The 14,473-nt window shown below is 68.4% G+C and carries 13 protein-coding genes; 7 read left to right on the top strand and 6 right to left on the bottom strand.

Translation table 11 applies throughout. The features are described from left to right. Window positions 1-108 precede the first annotated feature (108 nt). The 5 genes from A5711_RS13945 (at window position 109) to A5711_RS13925 (ending at window position 5,494) form a co-directional block, all read left to right on the top strand. Window positions 109-1,017, top strand: a complete 909-nt coding sequence (locus A5711_RS13945) for an ACP S-malonyltransferase (RefSeq protein ID WP_067947396.1) — start codon at window positions 109-111, stop codon at window positions 1,015-1,017. Window positions 1,018-1,098: 81 nt separating this feature from the next. Continuing rightward, window positions 1,099-1,443 carry a meromycolate extension acyl carrier protein AcpM gene (gene acpM / locus A5711_RS13940; RefSeq protein WP_066949723.1) on the top strand — a complete coding sequence of 115 codons (345 nt, stop codon included), beginning with the start codon at window positions 1,099-1,101 and terminating at the stop codon, window positions 1,441-1,443. Further along, complete coding sequence (kasA, locus tag A5711_RS13935; RefSeq protein WP_067947394.1) at window positions 1,440-2,690, top strand: 3-oxoacyl-ACP synthase KasA; 1,251 nt, start codon at window positions 1,440-1,442, stop codon at window positions 2,688-2,690. The genes acpM and kasA overlap by 4 nt, the downstream gene beginning before the upstream one ends. An 81-nt stretch (window positions 2,691-2,771) precedes the next feature. After that, window positions 2,772-4,025, top strand: a complete 1,254-nt coding sequence (gene kasB / locus A5711_RS13930; protein WP_067947392.1) for a 3-oxoacyl-ACP synthase KasB — start codon at window positions 2,772-2,774, stop codon at window positions 4,023-4,025. Window positions 4,026-4,072: 47 nt separating this feature from the next. Next, window positions 4,073-5,494 (top strand): acyl-CoA carboxylase subunit beta, encoded by a 1,422-nt coding sequence (locus A5711_RS13925; protein ID WP_067947389.1) that lies wholly within the window; start codon window positions 4,073-4,075, stop codon window positions 5,492-5,494. An 87-nt stretch (window positions 5,495-5,581) separates the two neighbouring features. Here A5711_RS13925 and A5711_RS13920 read toward each other — a convergent pair whose 3' ends face one another. The 3 genes from A5711_RS13920 to A5711_RS13910 all read right to left on the bottom strand — a co-directional run bounded on the left by A5711_RS13920 (window position 5,582) and on the right by A5711_RS13910 (window position 9,323). Continuing rightward, entirely contained in the window at window positions 5,582-7,141 is a 1,560-nt protein-coding gene (locus A5711_RS13920; RefSeq protein ID WP_067947387.1) for an FAD-dependent monooxygenase, read from the bottom strand. Window positions 7,142-7,206: 65 nt separating this feature from the next. Then, window positions 7,207-8,751 carry a glycerol-3-phosphate dehydrogenase/oxidase gene (locus tag A5711_RS13915; protein ID WP_067947385.1) on the bottom strand — a complete coding sequence of 515 codons (1,545 nt, stop codon included), beginning with the start codon at window positions 8,749-8,751 and terminating at the stop codon, window positions 7,207-7,209. Next, window positions 8,748-9,323 (bottom strand): TetR/AcrR family transcriptional regulator, encoded by a 576-nt coding sequence (locus tag A5711_RS13910; protein ID WP_067947383.1) that lies wholly within the window; start codon window positions 9,321-9,323, stop codon window positions 8,748-8,750. The genes A5711_RS13915 and A5711_RS13910 overlap by 4 nt, the downstream gene beginning before the upstream one ends. 47 nt (window positions 9,324-9,370) lie before the next feature. On the opposite strand from A5711_RS13910, the gene A5711_RS13905 reads away from it, so the two are divergent. Beyond that, entirely contained in the window at window positions 9,371-10,951 is a 1,581-nt protein-coding gene (locus A5711_RS13905; protein ID WP_369829937.1) for an FAD-binding oxidoreductase, read from the top strand. Beyond that, window positions 10,948-11,865, top strand: coding sequence for a diacylglycerol kinase (locus A5711_RS13900; RefSeq protein ID WP_067947379.1), 918 nt, complete (start codon window positions 10,948-10,950; stop codon window positions 11,863-11,865). Before A5711_RS13905 ends, A5711_RS13900 begins: the two co-directional genes overlap by 4 nt. A gap of 66 nt (window positions 11,866-11,931) precedes the next feature. Here the strand turns inward: A5711_RS13900 and A5711_RS13895 are convergent, their stop codons facing one another. The 3 genes from A5711_RS13895 to A5711_RS13885 all read right to left on the bottom strand — a co-directional run bounded on the left by A5711_RS13895 (window position 11,932) and on the right by A5711_RS13885 (window position 14,461). Next, window positions 11,932-12,444 (bottom strand): DUF3145 domain-containing protein, encoded by a 513-nt coding sequence (locus A5711_RS13895; RefSeq protein ID WP_055405156.1) that lies wholly within the window; start codon window positions 12,442-12,444, stop codon window positions 11,932-11,934. 140 nt (window positions 12,445-12,584) lie between these two features. Further along, window positions 12,585-13,403 (bottom strand): serine hydrolase, encoded by an 819-nt coding sequence (locus A5711_RS13890; RefSeq protein WP_067947377.1) that lies wholly within the window; start codon window positions 13,401-13,403, stop codon window positions 12,585-12,587. Beyond that, the gene (locus tag A5711_RS13885) at window positions 13,403-14,461 is read right to left on the bottom strand and encodes a class I SAM-dependent methyltransferase (RefSeq protein ID WP_067947375.1); all 1,059 of its coding nucleotides are present in this window, start codon (window positions 14,459-14,461) and stop codon (window positions 13,403-13,405) included. Before A5711_RS13885 ends, A5711_RS13890 begins: the two co-directional genes overlap by 1 nt. Window positions 14,462-14,473: the final 12 nt, after the last annotated feature.

Here is a 14,473-nt window from a genome sequence, read left to right as displayed (position 1 = left end):
AACATGTAGCTTACGGAGCTATTTTGTGGGGACTACACAAAAACCTAAGACGAGGTTCATAATCTGTTACACCCGCCAAAACCGTTTCCACAGTGTTCTCTTAAACACGTGATCGCATTGCTTGCGCCCGGACAGGGTTCGCAGACCGAGGGGATGCTCTCGCCGTGGCTCGACCTGCCGGGTGCCGCGGACCAGCTCGACCTGTGGTCGAAGGCCAGCGGCCTCGACCTGGTCCGGCTGGGCACCACCGCGTCGACCGAGGAGATCACCGACACCGCGGTCACCCAGCCCCTGGTCGTGGCGGCCACCCTGCTGGCCCACCAGGAGCTCACCAAGCGCGGCCTGCTGTCGTCCGCGGAACTCATCGTGGCCGGCCACTCCGTCGGCGAGATCGCGGCCTACGCGATCGCCGGTGTGATGGCCGCCGATGACGCCGTCGCGCTGGCCGCCACCCGCGGCGCCGAAATGGCCAAGGCCTGCGCCATCGAGCCGACCGGCATGTCCGCGGTGCTCGGCGGCGACGAGGCCGAGGTGCTGGCCCGTCTCGAGCAGCTCGACCTGTTCCCCGCCAACCGCAACGCCGCCGGCCAGATCGTCGCCGCCGGCCCGCTGACGGCGCTGGAGAAGCTGGCCGAGGACCCGCCGGCCAAGGCCCGGGTCCGCGCCCTCGGGGTGGCCGGGGCGTTCCACACCAAGTACATGGCTCCGGCCCTCGACCGCTACGCCGCCGCGGCAGCCGCGGTCGCGACCGCCGAGCCCACCGCCACGCTGCTGTCCAACCGCGACGGGCAGCCCGTCGCCTCGGCGGCGGCGGCGATGGACGCGCTGGTCGCTCAGCTCACCCAGCCGGTGCGCTGGGACCTGTGCACGGCCACCATGCGTGACCGGGAAATCACGGCGGCGGTGGAGTTCCCCCCTGCGGGCACTCTGACCGGAATCGCCAAACGCGAACTTCGGGGGGTTACGACCCGCGCCGTCAAAGCACCCGCAGACCTGGACGCACTGGCCGAACTCTAAAAGCCGCTTCCAGTACAACCACATACCGCTCTAAAGAACATTCTGTTCGATCAACACAACACATTACGAAGGGAAGAGGCTGTGGCCGTCACTCAAGAAGAAATCATTGCCGGTATCGCGGAGATCATCGAAGAGGTCACCGGTATCGAGCCGTCCGAGGTCACCCCGGAGAAGTCGTTCGTCGACGACCTGGACATCGACTCGCTGTCGATGGTTGAGATCGCGGTGCAGACCGAGGACAAGTACGGCGTGAAGATCCCGGACGAGGACCTCGCCGGTCTGCGCACCGTCGGTGACGTCGTCGCCTACATCCAGAAGCTCGAGGAAGAAGACCCCGAAGCCGCCGCAGCGCTGCGCGCCAAGCTGGAGTCGGAGAACCCCGACGCCGTTGCCAACGTCAAGGCGAGGCTGGAAGCGGACAAGTGAGCAAGCCTTCCACTGCCAATGGCGGTTACCCCAGCGTTGTGGTAACCGCCGTCACGGCGACGACATCGATCGCGCCGGACATCGAGAGCACGTGGAAGGGTCTGTTGGCCGGCGAAAGCGGCATCCACGTACTCGAAGACGAGTTCGTCACCAAGTGGGATCTGCCCGTCAAGATCGGCGGTCACCTCAAGGAGCCCATCGACGAGCACATGAGCAGGCTCGACCTGCGGCGTATGTCCTACGTCCAACGGTTGGCCAAGATGCTCAGCACTCAGCTCTGGGAATCCGCCGGCAGCCCGGAGGTCGACCCCGACCGGTTCTCGGTCGTGGTCGGCACCGGTCTGGGTGGCGCCGAGCGGATCGTGGAGAGCTACGACCTGATGAACGAGGGTGGCCCCCGCAAGGTGTCGCCGCTGGCCGTTCAGATGATCATGCCCAACGGCGCCGCGGCGGTGGTGGGCCTGCAGCTGGGCGCCCGGGCCGGGGTGATCACTCCGGTGTCGGCGTGCTCGTCCGGCTCGGAGGCGATCGCGCACGCGTGGCGCCAGATCGCAATGGGTGACGCCGACTTCGCCGTCTGCGGCGGTGTCGAGGGTCCCATCGAGGCGCTGCCCATCGCGGCGTTCTCCATGATGCGGGCCATGTCCACTCGCAACGACGAGCCCGAGCGTGCATCGAGGCCGTTCGACAAGGACCGCGACGGCTTCGTGTTCGGTGAGGCCGGGGCCTTGATGATCATCGAGACCGAAGAGCACGCCAAGGCCCGCGGCGCCAAGCCGCTGGCCCGGTTGATGGGTGCCGGCATCACGTCGGACGCGTTCCACATGGTCGCGCCGGCGGCGGACGGCGTGCGCGCCGGCCGGGCGATGCAACGGTCACTCGAGTTGGCTGGCTTGTCCCCCAAGGACATTGACCACGTCAACGCCCACGGGACGGCGACGCCGATCGGCGACACAGCCGAGGCGAACGCCATCCGGGTCGCCGGCTGCGAGCAAGCAGCGGTGTACGCGCCGAAGTCGGCGCTGGGCCACTCCATCGGCGCGGTCGGCGCGCTGGAATCTGTTCTCACGGTATTGAGCCTTCGGGACGGCGTGATACCGCCAACACTGAATTACGAAACGCCAGACCCTGAGATCGACCTTGATGTTGTCGCGGGCGAACCTCGCTACGGCGATTTCCGTTACGCGATCAACAACTCGTTCGGCTTCGGTGGTCACAACGTGGCGCTCGCCTTCGGGCGGTACTGAGCACGACGTCCGGCGACGACGCGGGCCGCAAGCGGCTCGAGGAGGAACCGGACAAGTACGGAAGGAACGTTCGCAAGACCCATGACAGAGCTGGTTACCGGGAAGACACTCCCGAACGTGGTCGTCACTGGCGTCGCCATGACGACCGCGCTGGCCACTGACGCCGAAAACACCTGGAAGCTGTTGCTGGACGGCCAAAGTGGTATCCGCAGGCTCGAGGACCCGTTCGTCGAGGAGTTCGACCTGCCGGTGAAGATCGGCGGGCACCTGTTAGAGGAATTCGACAGTCAGATGACCCGCGTCGAGCTGCGCCGGACGGGTTATCTGCAACGGATGTCCACCATCTTGAGCCGACGGGTCTGGGAGAACGCCGGCTCGCCGGAGGTCGACTCCGACCGCTTGCTGGTGTCGATCGGCACCGGCCTGGGCTCGTCGGAGGAGATGGTCTTCAGCTACGACGACATGCGCGCCCGTGGCATGAAGGCCGTCTCTCCGCTGGGTGTGCAGAAGTACATGCCCAACGGCGCCGCCGCGGCGGTGGGCCTGGAACGGCACGCCAAGGCCGGCGTGATCACGCCGGTGTCGGCGTGCGCGTCCGGTTCCGAGGGTGTCGCCCAGGCCTGGCGCAACATCGTTTTCGGTGAGGCCGACATCGCCATCTGCGGTGGGGTCGAGACCAAGATCGAAGCGGTGCCGATCGCGGCCTTCGCCCAGATGCGCATCGTGATGTCGACGAAGAACGACGACCCGGCGGGCGCGTGCCGCCCGTTCGACCGGGATCGCACCGGCTTCGTGTTCGGCGAGGCGGGGGCGCTCATGGTGATCGAGACCGAGGAGCACGCCAAGGCTCGTGGGGCCAACATCCTGGCCCGGATCATGGGTGCCAGCATCACTTCGGACGGTTACCACATGGTGGCGCCGGATCCCAACGGGCTCCGGGCCGGGCATGCGATGAGCCGGGCGATTCAGCTGGCCGGCCTGACTCCTGGCGACATCGACCACGTGAACGCGCACGCCACCGGCACTTCGGTGGGTGACGTCGCGGAGAGCAAGGCGATCGGCAACGCGTTGGGGAGCCACAAGCCGGCGGTGTACGCACCCAAGGCGGCTCTGGGTCACTCCGTCGGCGCGGTGGGTGCGGTCGAGTCGATCCTGACGGTGCTCGCCCTGCGGGACCAGGTCGTTCCGCCGACGCTGAACCTCGAAAACCAGGATCCCGAAATCGATTTGGACGTGGTGGCGGGTAAGCCGCGGCCGGGCAACTACCAGTACGCCATCAACAACTCGTTCGGATTCGGCGGGCACAACGTCGCCATCGCCTTCGGGCGGTACTGATCAGCGCTTCCTCACCAGAGAGCACACCGGAAACAAGGAGACCTGCGATGACAATCATGGCCCCCGCGTCGGTCGGCGAGTCGCTCGACCCCAGGGACCCGTTGCTGCGTCTGAGCAACTTCTTCGACGAGGGCAGCGTCGAGCTGCTGCACGAGCGTGACCGCTCGGGTGTGCTTGCGGCGTCGGGCACCGTCAACGGCGTGCGGACCATCGCGTTCTGCACCGACGGGACCGTGATGGGCGGTGCCATGGGCGTCGAGGGCTGTGCCCACATCGTCAACGCCTATGACACCGCCATCGAGGAGCAGAGCCCCATCGTGGGCATCTGGCACTCCGGCGGGGCGCGCCTGGCCGAGGGCGTCAAGGCGTTGCACGCGGTCGGGACGGTGTTCGAGGCGATGATTCGCGCGTCCGGATATGTCCCGCAGATCTCGGTGGTCGTCGGTTTCGCCGCCGGGGGTGCGGCCTACGGCCCCGCGCTGACCGACGTCATCGTGATGGCGCCGGAAAGCCGGGTGTTCGTCACCGGGCCCGACGTGGTGCGCAGCGTCACCGGTGAGGACGTCGACATGGCGTCCCTCGGCGGCCCGGAGACCCACCACAAGAAGTCCGGCGTGTGCCACATCGTCGCCGACGACGAGCTCGACGCCTACGAGCGTGGCCGCCGCCTGGTCGGATTGTTCTGCCAGCAGGGCCATTTCGACCGCAGCAGGGCCGAGGCCGGTGACACCGATATCCACGCGCTGCTGCCCGAATCGGCTCGGCGGGCCTACGACGTGCGTCCGATCGTGACCGCGATCCTGGATGACGAGACGCCGTTCGACGAGTTCCAGGCCAACTGGGCGCCGTCGATGGTGATCGGGCTGGGCCGGCTGTCCGGCCGCACGGTGGGCGTCCTGGCCAACAACCCGTTGCGGCTGGGTGGCTGCCTGAACTCCGAAAGCGCCGAGAAGGCAGCACGATTCGTGCGCCTGTGCGACGCGTTCGGCATCCCGCTGATCGTGGTCGTCGATGTTCCCGGTTACCTGCCGGGCGTCGACCAGGAGTGGGGCGGCGTGGTGCGCCGCGGCGCCAAGCTGCTGCACGCGTTCGGCGAGTGCACGGTTCCGCGCGTCACGCTGGTCACCCGAAAGACCTACGGCGGGGCCTACATCGCGATGAACTCCCGCTCGCTCAACGCGACGAAGGTGTACGCCTGGCCGGACGCCGAGGTGGCCGTGATGGGCGCCAAGGCCGCCGTCGGCATCCTGCACAAGAAGAAGCTGGCCGCCGCGGCCGATCACGAGCGCGAAGCGCTGCACGACCAGCTGGCCGCCGAGCACGAGAAGATCGCCGGCGGCGTGGACAGCGCCATCGAGATCGGTGTGGTCGACGAGAAGATCGACCCCTCGCACACCCGCAGCAAGCTCACCGAGGCGCTGGCCCAGGCGCCGGCGCGCCGCGGGCGCCACAAGAACATTCCGCTGTAAGTCCCAGCGGCCCCGCCGCACCGCTCTCCCAGCATTGGGCGACCCACGGATTTGATATCACCCGCGCTATCGAATCCGTCAGGACGGTCATGATCTGCAGAGGATCTTCGTAAGCGCCTGGCGCAGTTCGCCTTCCGGGTCCGCGGGCAGCGCATCGGCACGCCAGCCGACGAAATCGTCAGGGCGGATCAACAGCGCGCCTTCGGGAGTGAGTCCGGTGACCGCCGCCCACTCGTCGCTATCGATGCGATGGGCGGCTACCGACACTGAAGCTGCGGCGGCACACCAGCGTTCGTCGCCTGTCAGCACTGTGAAGCCGGGCCCCAGCAGGTCGAGCGTCGACACGCCGTCGCGCACCCACACGTGCGGAACCCGGGTGCCGGGCTGAGCGCGTAACTCCCCCACGAGCTGCACGGCGTCCGAATCCGCCGCAGGCCCGTCGAGGCTCACCACCGCGGCCGAGCGGTATCGGTAACCGATGAGAAGTTCGAACATCGAGCACTCCTCGTCAGCCGGCAGTTGCGGGACCTCCCCGCCCGGGGACAGCACGGCCACCGTCGGGCCGGTCAGCGACTGCCGGGCGGCGAACCGCCCCACCGGGTGCCGCTCGGCCTGGTAGGTGTCCAGCAGTGCCGGATCGGCGGTCCCGTCCACCACGGCGGCCAGTTTCCAGGCCAGGTTGTGCGCACTCTGGATGGCGGTGTTGGCTCCCCCCGCCTTGAACGGCGGCATGGTGTGCGCCGAATCGCCGACGAGAAAGGTTCGACCACATTGGAATTGGTCGGCCACCTGCTCGTAGGGCTGCCAGGCCGCGACCTCGATGACGTCGATATCGATCCGCTCGCCGATCGCTTTGGTGAGCACATCGCGGCAGCGTTGCGGGGTGAACTGCTCCGAGGTCTCCCCGGTGGCGGGGAAGTACGTGGTGATGAACATCCCCAGCTCGCCGTCGACCAACAGAAAGATGCCATCAACATCAGAGTTCTTGACCTGCACGGCATCCCCGTCGGCCAACTGCGAGACGAACTTCGTCCAGGGCGCGCGGAAGTAAATGAACACGACGAAGATCGGTAATGCGCCATGACCGGACGTGTTGATGCCCAGCCAGTTCCGGACCGGGCTGTGTACGCCGTCGGCAGCGACGAGGTAGTCGGCGTGGACAGTCTCGGACTCCCCGGTGTCGCGGTCGCGGACCACCGCGGTGACGCCCGCCCCGTCCTGCTCGAGCGACACGACTTCCGTCCCGTACCGCACCTCGCTATCCCGTCGGCGGGTGTCGGCAAGCAGGATCGGCTCCAGCCTGCTCTGCGGGCAGTACTGCGCGGCGGGCTCAGGGCTGAGCGCGTCAAGTCCCGCGAAGATCGAGTTGACGTCGATGGCCAGTCGTTCCTCGGCGCTGTTGAGCGTGGGCCTGACCATCATGGTCGAAACGTGGTCGGCGACCGCATGTACTTCGTCGCCGAGTCCCAGTCCGCGCAGAATTTCCAGGGTGCGGAAGCTCAGATTGCGGGCCTTGGGATAGATGAAGATCTCTCGCCGCTTCTCCACCAGTAGGGAGCGCACTCCGTGTTTGGCCAGCAGCGCCGAGGTGGCCAGGCCGGCGGCGCCGGCACCAACGATGAGCACGGGAACGCGGAGGGTCGTCATCCACAAAATGATAGTCTCTGTCATTCAGGATTGACAGTCACAATCTGAACTGCCGACGCGACGCCTTAACCGAAACGCGCGACGAACTCCTCCGCCACCGCCACTACGCGCTCGCGATCGGACGCGACCAATCCGATGCGCGTCCGCCGATCCAGGATGTCCGAGACGTCCAGCGCGCCCTCATGGGTGATGGCGTACTCGAATTCCGCCCGGGTGACGTCGATGCCCTCGGCGACCGGCTCGGCCGGGCGCTTGCAGCCGGCGGCGGCGACGACCTTTGCCGCCTCCGCGCCGTAGCGCCGCACCAGCGACGCCGGCAACCCGGCAACCGAGCCCGAGCCGGCCGACCCCGGGTTGCCGGGCGCGCCGATCAGCGGCAGGTCGTGGGTCCGGCACTTCGCGGCGCGCAGATGCCGCAGGCCGATCGCCCGGTCCAGCACGTCCTGTGCCATGTAACGGTATTCGGTCAGCTTGCCGCCGATCACGCTGATGATCCCCGACGCCGACTCGACGACGGCGTGCTCGCGCGAGACGTCGGCGGTGCGGCCCTCCCCGGTGTCGATCAGCGGCCGCAGGCCCGCGTACGCCCCGATGACGTCGGCGGGGCCGAGCGCGACCCCCAATGCGGTGTTGACCGTTTCCAGCAGGAACGCGACCTCGTCCACCGACGGGGTGGGCACGTCGGGGATCGGTCCGGGAGCATCTTCGTCGGTCAGTCCCAGGTAAACCCGGCCGAGCTGTTCGGGCATGGCGAACACGAACCGGTTCAGCTCGCCGGGTATCGGAACCGTCAGCGCCGCGGTGGGATTGCCGAAAGCCTCGGCATCGAACACCAGATGGGTGCCGCGGCTGGGTCGCAGCCGCAACAGGCCGTCGATCTCGGCCGCCCACACCCCGGCCGCGTTGATGACCGCCCGGGCCGAGACATCGAACGACTGCCCGGTGCGCTGGTCGGTCAGCCGCACCGAGGTGCCGGTGGCGTTCGAGGCCGCCACATAGGTCAGGATCCGGGCGCCGTGCTGCGCCGCGGTGCGCGCGACCGCGGTGACCAGCCGCGCGTCGTCGATCAACTGACCGTCGTAGGCCAGCAGGCCGCCGTCCAGGCCGTCACGCCGAACGGTGGGCGCCATCTGCACGACGCGGTCGGGCCCGATTCGGCGCGACCGGGGCAGTGTCGACGACGACGTGCCCGCCAGCATCCGCAGCGCGTCGCCGGCCACGAACCCCGCACGCACCAGCGCGCGCTTGCCCCGGCTCATGGACGGCAGCAACGGGACCAGTTGCGGCATGGCGTGAACGAGGTGAGGGGCGTTGCGGCTCATCAGGATTCCGCGTTCGATGGCGCTGCGCCGGGCGATCCCCACGTTGCCGGTCGCCAGGTACCGCAGGCCGCCGTGCACCAGCTTGGAACTCCAGCGGCTGGTGCCGAAGGCCAGGTCGTGCTTTTCCACCAGCGCGACCCGCAATCCGCGCGACGCGGCATCCAAAGCGATGCCGGCTCCCGTGATGCCGCCACCGATCACGATGACGTCCAGCGGTTCGCCGTCGGCCAGTGCCGTCAGGTCGGCCGTGCGGCGGGCGGCGTTGAGCGCGGTGGGGTCGGGTATCACGACAGGTACCCGTTCAGCGAGTAGGCGAGTTCGCCGGCCAGCGTTTCGGCGTCCAGGAGCGGTTCGACGATCTGCGCCGACTGAATGGTCGACTGGGCGATCAGCAACACCATGGTCGCCATTTGGACCGGGTCACCGGCGCGCACGCTGCCGTTGCGCTGGGCGACTCGCAGCCGGGCGGCGAGGGCGTCGATCAGCATGTGCTGACTGGTCCCGAGGCGCTCGGTGATGTAGATCGGCGCGAGCTCGGAATGCAGCACGGACATCACGAGCCGGTCCTGGCGCAACAGATTGGCCACCGTAACGATCTGTCGCACAAGCGATTCCCGGTCGTCACCGAGCAGGGGCGCGTCCCGCATCACCTCCGTGACGTGCCGGGTCAGCAGCGCCGCCACGATCGATTGGGTGTCCGGCCAGCGCCGGTACACGGTCGGCCTGCTGACGCCCGCCCGCCGGGCGATCTCGGCGAGGGTCACCCGGTCTACCCCGTAATCGACCACACAGCTGGCCGCTGCCGCGAGGATGCGCTCTCCCGTGTCCACCGGCGCTTGAGCGTTACTGATTGACAGCATGTGTAATACTGTAACGCATGACGCAACCCGAGGGCCTCCTGCCCCCGATGAAATGGAACGCGTGGGGAGATCCCGCCGCAGCCAAGCCGCTCTCCGAGGGGATCAGGGCGCTGCTGAAACAGGCTGTGGGCGTGGAGGATTCCACCGCGGCCGAACTCGAACTCGATCAGGTGCGCGTGCGCCCGTCGGCGTTGGCGCAGGCGCATCGCGACGCGCTGGCCGAGCTCGTCGGCGCCGCATATTGTCGCACCGACGACCGGGATCGGCTGCTGCACGCCGGCGGCAAGTCCACGATCGACCTGCTGCGCCGCAAGGACGCGGGTGTGCAGGACGCGCCCGACGCCATCCTGCTGCCGGGCGACGAGGATGCCGTCGCCACGGTCCTGCGCTACTGCTCCCACCACCGCATCGCCGTGGTTCCGTTCGGCGGCGGCACCAGCGTGGTCGGCGGTTTGGATCCCATTCGCGGTGAGTTCCCAGCCGTGGTGTCCCTCGACCTGCGCCGCCTCGATCGGCTGATCTCCCTCGACGAAGTGTCCGGCCAGGCCGTTTTCGAAGCCGGCGTCACCGGTCCGAACGCGGAGCGTTTGCTTGGCGCCCAAGGCTTTTCGCTCGGGCATTTTCCGCAGAGCTTCGAATACGCGACCATCGGCGGTTTCGCCGCGACCCGCTCGTCCGGGCAGGACTCGGCGGGCTACGGCCGGTTCAACGACATGGTGCGCGGCCTGCGCGTCGTGACCCCGGTGGGCACCATGGACCTGGGGCGTGCCCCCGAGTCCGCCGCCGGCCCCGACCTGCGCCAGCTGATGATCGGCTCCGAGGGCGCCTTCGGCGTCATCACCCAGGTGCGGCTGCGCGTGCACCGCGCCCCGGAAGCCGTTCGCCACGAAGCGTGGTCGTTCCCCGATTTCGAGACCGGGGCCGCCGCCCTGCGCGCCGTCACCCAGACTGCCACCGGCCCCACCGTCATCCGGCTTTCCGACGAGGCCGAGACGGGAGTCAACCTGGCCACCACCGAGTCGATCGGCGAAAGTCAGATCACCGGCGGCTGCCTGGCGATCACGGTGTTCGAGGGCACCGAGGAGCACGTCGAGAGCCGGCACGCCGAAACCAGCGCCCTGCTGGCGGCGCACGGCGCAACGTCGCTGGGCGAAGCGCCGGCGCGGGCGTGGGAACACGGCCGGTACGGCGCGCCGTATCTGCGCGACTCGCTGCTCTCGGCGGGCGCGCTCTGCGAGACGCTGGAGACCGCCACCGACTGGTCCAACATTCCCGCGCTCAAAGCCGCCGTGACGCAAGCCCTTACCGAGGCGCTGGCCGAGACCGGCACACCGGCGCTGGTGATGTGCCACATCTCGCACGTCTACCCCACCGGCGCGTCGTTGTACTTCACCGTCGTCGCCGGCCAGCGCGGCAACCCGATCGAACAATGGAAGGCCGCGAAAAGGGCGGCGTGCGACGCGATCATGGCCACCGGCGGCACGATCACCCACCACCACGCGGTCGGCGCCGACCACCGGCCCTGGATGGCCGACGAGGTTGGCGAGCTGGGGGTGCAACTCTTACGCGCGGTCAAGGCGACCCTGGACCCGGCCGGAATCCTCAATCCCGGCAAGCTGATTCCATGAACCGGCGCGAGATCGCGAAAGTGATCGCGCTGACCAATCCCGTCTCGGGGCACGGCGCCGCGATCCGGGCGGCGGAGCGGGCGATCGCGCGGCTGCACCACCACGGCGTCGAGGTCGTCGAGATCATCGGCGACGACGCGCAAGACGCGCGCTACCTGGTGAGCGCGGCACTGGAAAAGGGTGCCGACGCGGTGATGGTGACCGGCGGCGACGGCGTCGTCTCCAACGCGCTGCAAGTGCTCGCGGGCACCGACATCCCTATCGGCATCGTGGCGGCGGGAACGGGTAACGACCACGCTCGCGAATTCGGGCTCCCCACAAAGGATCCGGAAGCAGCCGCGGACATCATCGTCGACGGCTGCACGGAAACCATCGACCTGGGCCGGATTCGCGGCGAAAGCGGCGTCGACAAGTGGTTCGGCACCGTGGCGGCCACCGGATTCGACTCCCTGGTGACCGACCGGGCCAACCGGATGACCTGGCCGGACGGGCGGTTGCGGTACTACCTCGCGATGCTCGCCGAGCTATCGCAGTTGCGGCTGTTGCCGTTTCGCATGGTGCTGGACGGGACGCGAGAGATCGACGCCGACATGACGCTGGCCGCCTTCGGCAACACCCGCAGCTATGGCGGGGGCATGCTGATCTGTCCCCACGCCGATCACACCGACGGCCTGCTCGACATCACCATGGTGCACTCCGCGTCGCGGACGAAGCTGGTCCGCCTGTTCCCCACCGTGATGAAAGGCACCCACGTCAATCTCTCGGAGGTGAGCACGACGCGGGCCAAGTCCGTGCACATCGAGTGCCCGGGCATCAACGTCTACGCCGACGGCGACTTCGCCTGCCCGCTGCCCGCGGAGATCAGCGCGGTTCCGGGCGCGCTACGGGTTTTGCGCCGAGCCGACGACCAATAGCAGCTCGCGGAATTTGATATCGCCCGCGATATCAAATTCGGCGGTCGCTCAATGGTCTCCGGAGAGCTAGCCGACTCCCCGGCTGAGCCAGGTCACCTCGCCGACCTCGCCGCCGTCGCGGTACGCCTCGAGGGCGTCGTCCCAAGCCGTTCCCAGGACCGTGTCCAGCTCGGCGGCCAGGGTGTCGGCGCCCTGCGCCATCAGCGCCCGCAGCCGCATCTCCCCGACCATGACGTCGCCGTTGGCGCTCATCGCCCCGCTCCACAGGCCGAGCTGCGGGGTGTGGCTGAACCGCTGGCCGTCCACTCCGGGGCTGGGGTCCTCGGTGACCTCGAACCGCAGCACGGACCAGGAGCGCAGGGCATTGGCCAGCCTGGCGCCGGTGCCGACCGGTCCGACCCAGTTGGTGACCGCGCGCAGCTGTCCGGGCATGGCCGGCTGCGGCGTCCACGTGAGGTTCGCCTTCGCCCCAAGGGTCGACGACAACGCCCACTCGACATGCGGGCATACCGCTGCCGGCGAGGCGTGCACGTACACCACGCCCGTGGTGACGTCGGCGAATTGATTCGACGCACGCATATCCTGCTCCTTCGGTTCCGCGAGGGACGTCTTCCCCAACGACCTGGCGGACCTACAAGCAGGATCTGCTAACTATTTTGTGTGTCGTGCGTGTCTATTGTGCCTTGTGATACCCGTGTTGCGCTAGTGTGCATTTTCCATCAGCCGAATTCGGCTATCACGGCATCGGAAATCGCCGGCCAGGGCCGCAGCGCCCACTCCCCGAAATCGCGGTTGGTAAGGGCCACCAGCGCCAGGTCACGTTCGGGATCTGCCCAGATGAAACCGCCCGACTGGCCGAAATGGCCGTACGTTCGCGGCGAGTTGCGGGCGCCGGTCCAGTGCGGCGATTTGGCGTCCCTGATCTCGAAACCCAGCCCCCAGTCGTTGGGCCGCTGCACGCCGTAGCCGGGCAACACACCGTCCAGACCGGGAAATTGCACCGTGGTCGCCTCGGCGTGCAGTTCGGCCGACACGGTGGACGGGCGCAGCAGGTCGACGGCGAAAGCCGCCAGGTCCGCCACCGTCGACCTGGCCCCGAATCCCGCGGCCGGCGCGCCGCCGTCCAGCCGGGTGGCGGCCATGCCCAGCGGTTCGCAGACCGCTTCGGCCAGGTAGCGGCCGAACTCGATGCCAGATTCACGCTCGACGACCTGGGCCAGCACGGTGAAGCCGTGGTTGGAGTAGATGCGCCGCGCTCCCGGGGCGGCGAGCACGTGATCGTTGTGCAGGGCCAGGCCTGACGCGTGCGCCAGCAGGTGGCGGATCGTGGCGCCCGGCGGGCCGGCGGTGGTGTCCAGGTCGACGACACCCTCTTCGACGGCCACGTGCACTGCGCGGGCCACCAGCGGCTTGGTCACCGAGGCCAGCTCGAACACCCGCTCGGTGTCCCCGTGGCCGGCCAGCACCCCATCGGGTCCGATCACCGCCGCGGCGGCGGCCTCGACCGGCCAATCAGCCAGCGCGTCGAGGGCCGCCATCATTTCCGAGCGATGTAGTAGTTGTTGATCGGGTCCGACTCGATCTCGGCCACCCGGACGTCGTCGAACCCGGCCTCGCCGAGCATCGCGGTGGCCAGCTGTGTCCCCCAGGCGGTGCCCAGCCCCGCGCCGTCCAGCGCCAGCGACACCGTCATGCAGTGCATCAGCGACGTGGTGTATAGGTAGGTGCTCATCGGGATGCCGACGTTGTCCTCGAGCCGGCTCGACGCCTTGATGTCGGCCATCAGCAGCACGCCGCCGGGCCGCAGGGCGCGGTGGATGTTCCCCAGCACCCGCGCCGGGTGGGCCTGGTCGTGGATGGCGTCGAACACCGTGATGACGTCGTAGGCGTCCCGCTTGTCCAGCTCGGCCAGGTTGTGGCTCTCGAAGGTCGCGTTCGTCAGGCCGAGGTCGGCCGCCTCGCGGGCGCCGACGGCGATCGCCTCGTCGGAGAAGTCGATGCCGGTGAAGCGGCTGGCCGGGAACGCCCGCGCCATCACGTTGACCGCGTGCCCGCTGCCGCAGCCGAAGTCCGCCACGTCGGCGCCCGAGCGCAGGCGCTCGACGAGGCCGTCGACCAGCGGCAGCACCACATCGACCAAGGCGTTGTCGTAGACCACGCCGCTCTGCTCGGCCATCAGCGCGTGGAACCGGGGGAACTCGCTGTAGTGCAGGCCGCCGCCCTCGCGGAAGCAACCGATGATCTTCTGTTCGACTTCGGCGAGCTGCGGGACGAACAGGGCCACCAGGGCCAGGTTGTCCGGCCCGGCCTCCCGCGTCAGCACGCCGGCGCGGTGCGCGGGCAGCGAATAGGTGGCGGAGTCGGGGTCGTAGTCGACGACGCGCCCGGTCGTCATGCCGGCCAGCCACTCGCGCACGTAGCGCTCGTTGAGGCCGGCCGCTTCGGCGATCTGCGCGCTGGTTGCGGCGGCCAGACCCGCCATCGTGTCGAGCAGCCCGGTCTGGTGCCCGATGCTCAGCAACAGCGTCAGGCTGGCGCCGTCGATGGCCGCGGCGATTCGTCCGGCGAATTCCTCACCTGTCTCGGCTGCCGTCATGCTCAGCGACGG

This window comes from Mycobacterium sp. E2238 (assembly GCF_001672665.1).
GTDB lineage: Bacteria > Actinomycetota > Actinomycetes > Mycobacteriales > Mycobacteriaceae > Mycobacterium.
The sequence above is the reverse complement of the archived record's forward strand: the minus strand, read 5'-3'. Positions and strand labels throughout refer to the sequence as shown.

Excerpts from the sequence above, each read along its gene's own strand:
- A5711_RS13885 (WP_067947375.1), bottom strand. The coding sequence starts at position 14,461 with ATGACGGCAGCCGAGACAGGTGAGGAATTCGCCGGACGAATCGCCGCG.
- kasB (WP_067947392.1), top strand. The coding sequence starts at position 2,772 with ATGACAGAGCTGGTTACCGGGAAGACACTCCCGAACGTGGTCGTCACT.
- A5711_RS13900 (WP_067947379.1), top strand. The coding sequence starts at position 10,948 with ATGAACCGGCGCGAGATCGCGAAAGTGATCGCGCTGACCAATCCCGTC.
- A5711_RS13895 (WP_055405156.1), bottom strand. The coding sequence starts at position 12,444 with ATGCGTGCGTCGAATCAATTCGCCGACGTCACCACGGGCGTGGTGTAC.
- A5711_RS13925 (WP_067947389.1), top strand. The coding sequence starts at position 4,073 with ATGACAATCATGGCCCCCGCGTCGGTCGGCGAGTCGCTCGACCCCAGG.
- A5711_RS13890 (WP_067947377.1), bottom strand. The coding sequence starts at position 13,403 with ATGGCGGCCCTCGACGCGCTGGCTGATTGGCCGGTCGAGGCCGCCGCC.
- A5711_RS13920 (WP_067947387.1), bottom strand. The coding sequence starts at position 7,141 with ATGACGACCCTCCGCGTTCCCGTGCTCATCGTTGGTGCCGGCGCCGCC.
- A5711_RS13910 (WP_067947383.1), bottom strand. The coding sequence starts at position 9,323 with ATGCTGTCAATCAGTAACGCTCAAGCGCCGGTGGACACGGGAGAGCGC.
- A5711_RS13905 (WP_369829937.1), top strand. The coding sequence starts at position 9,371 with ATGAAATGGAACGCGTGGGGAGATCCCGCCGCAGCCAAGCCGCTCTCC.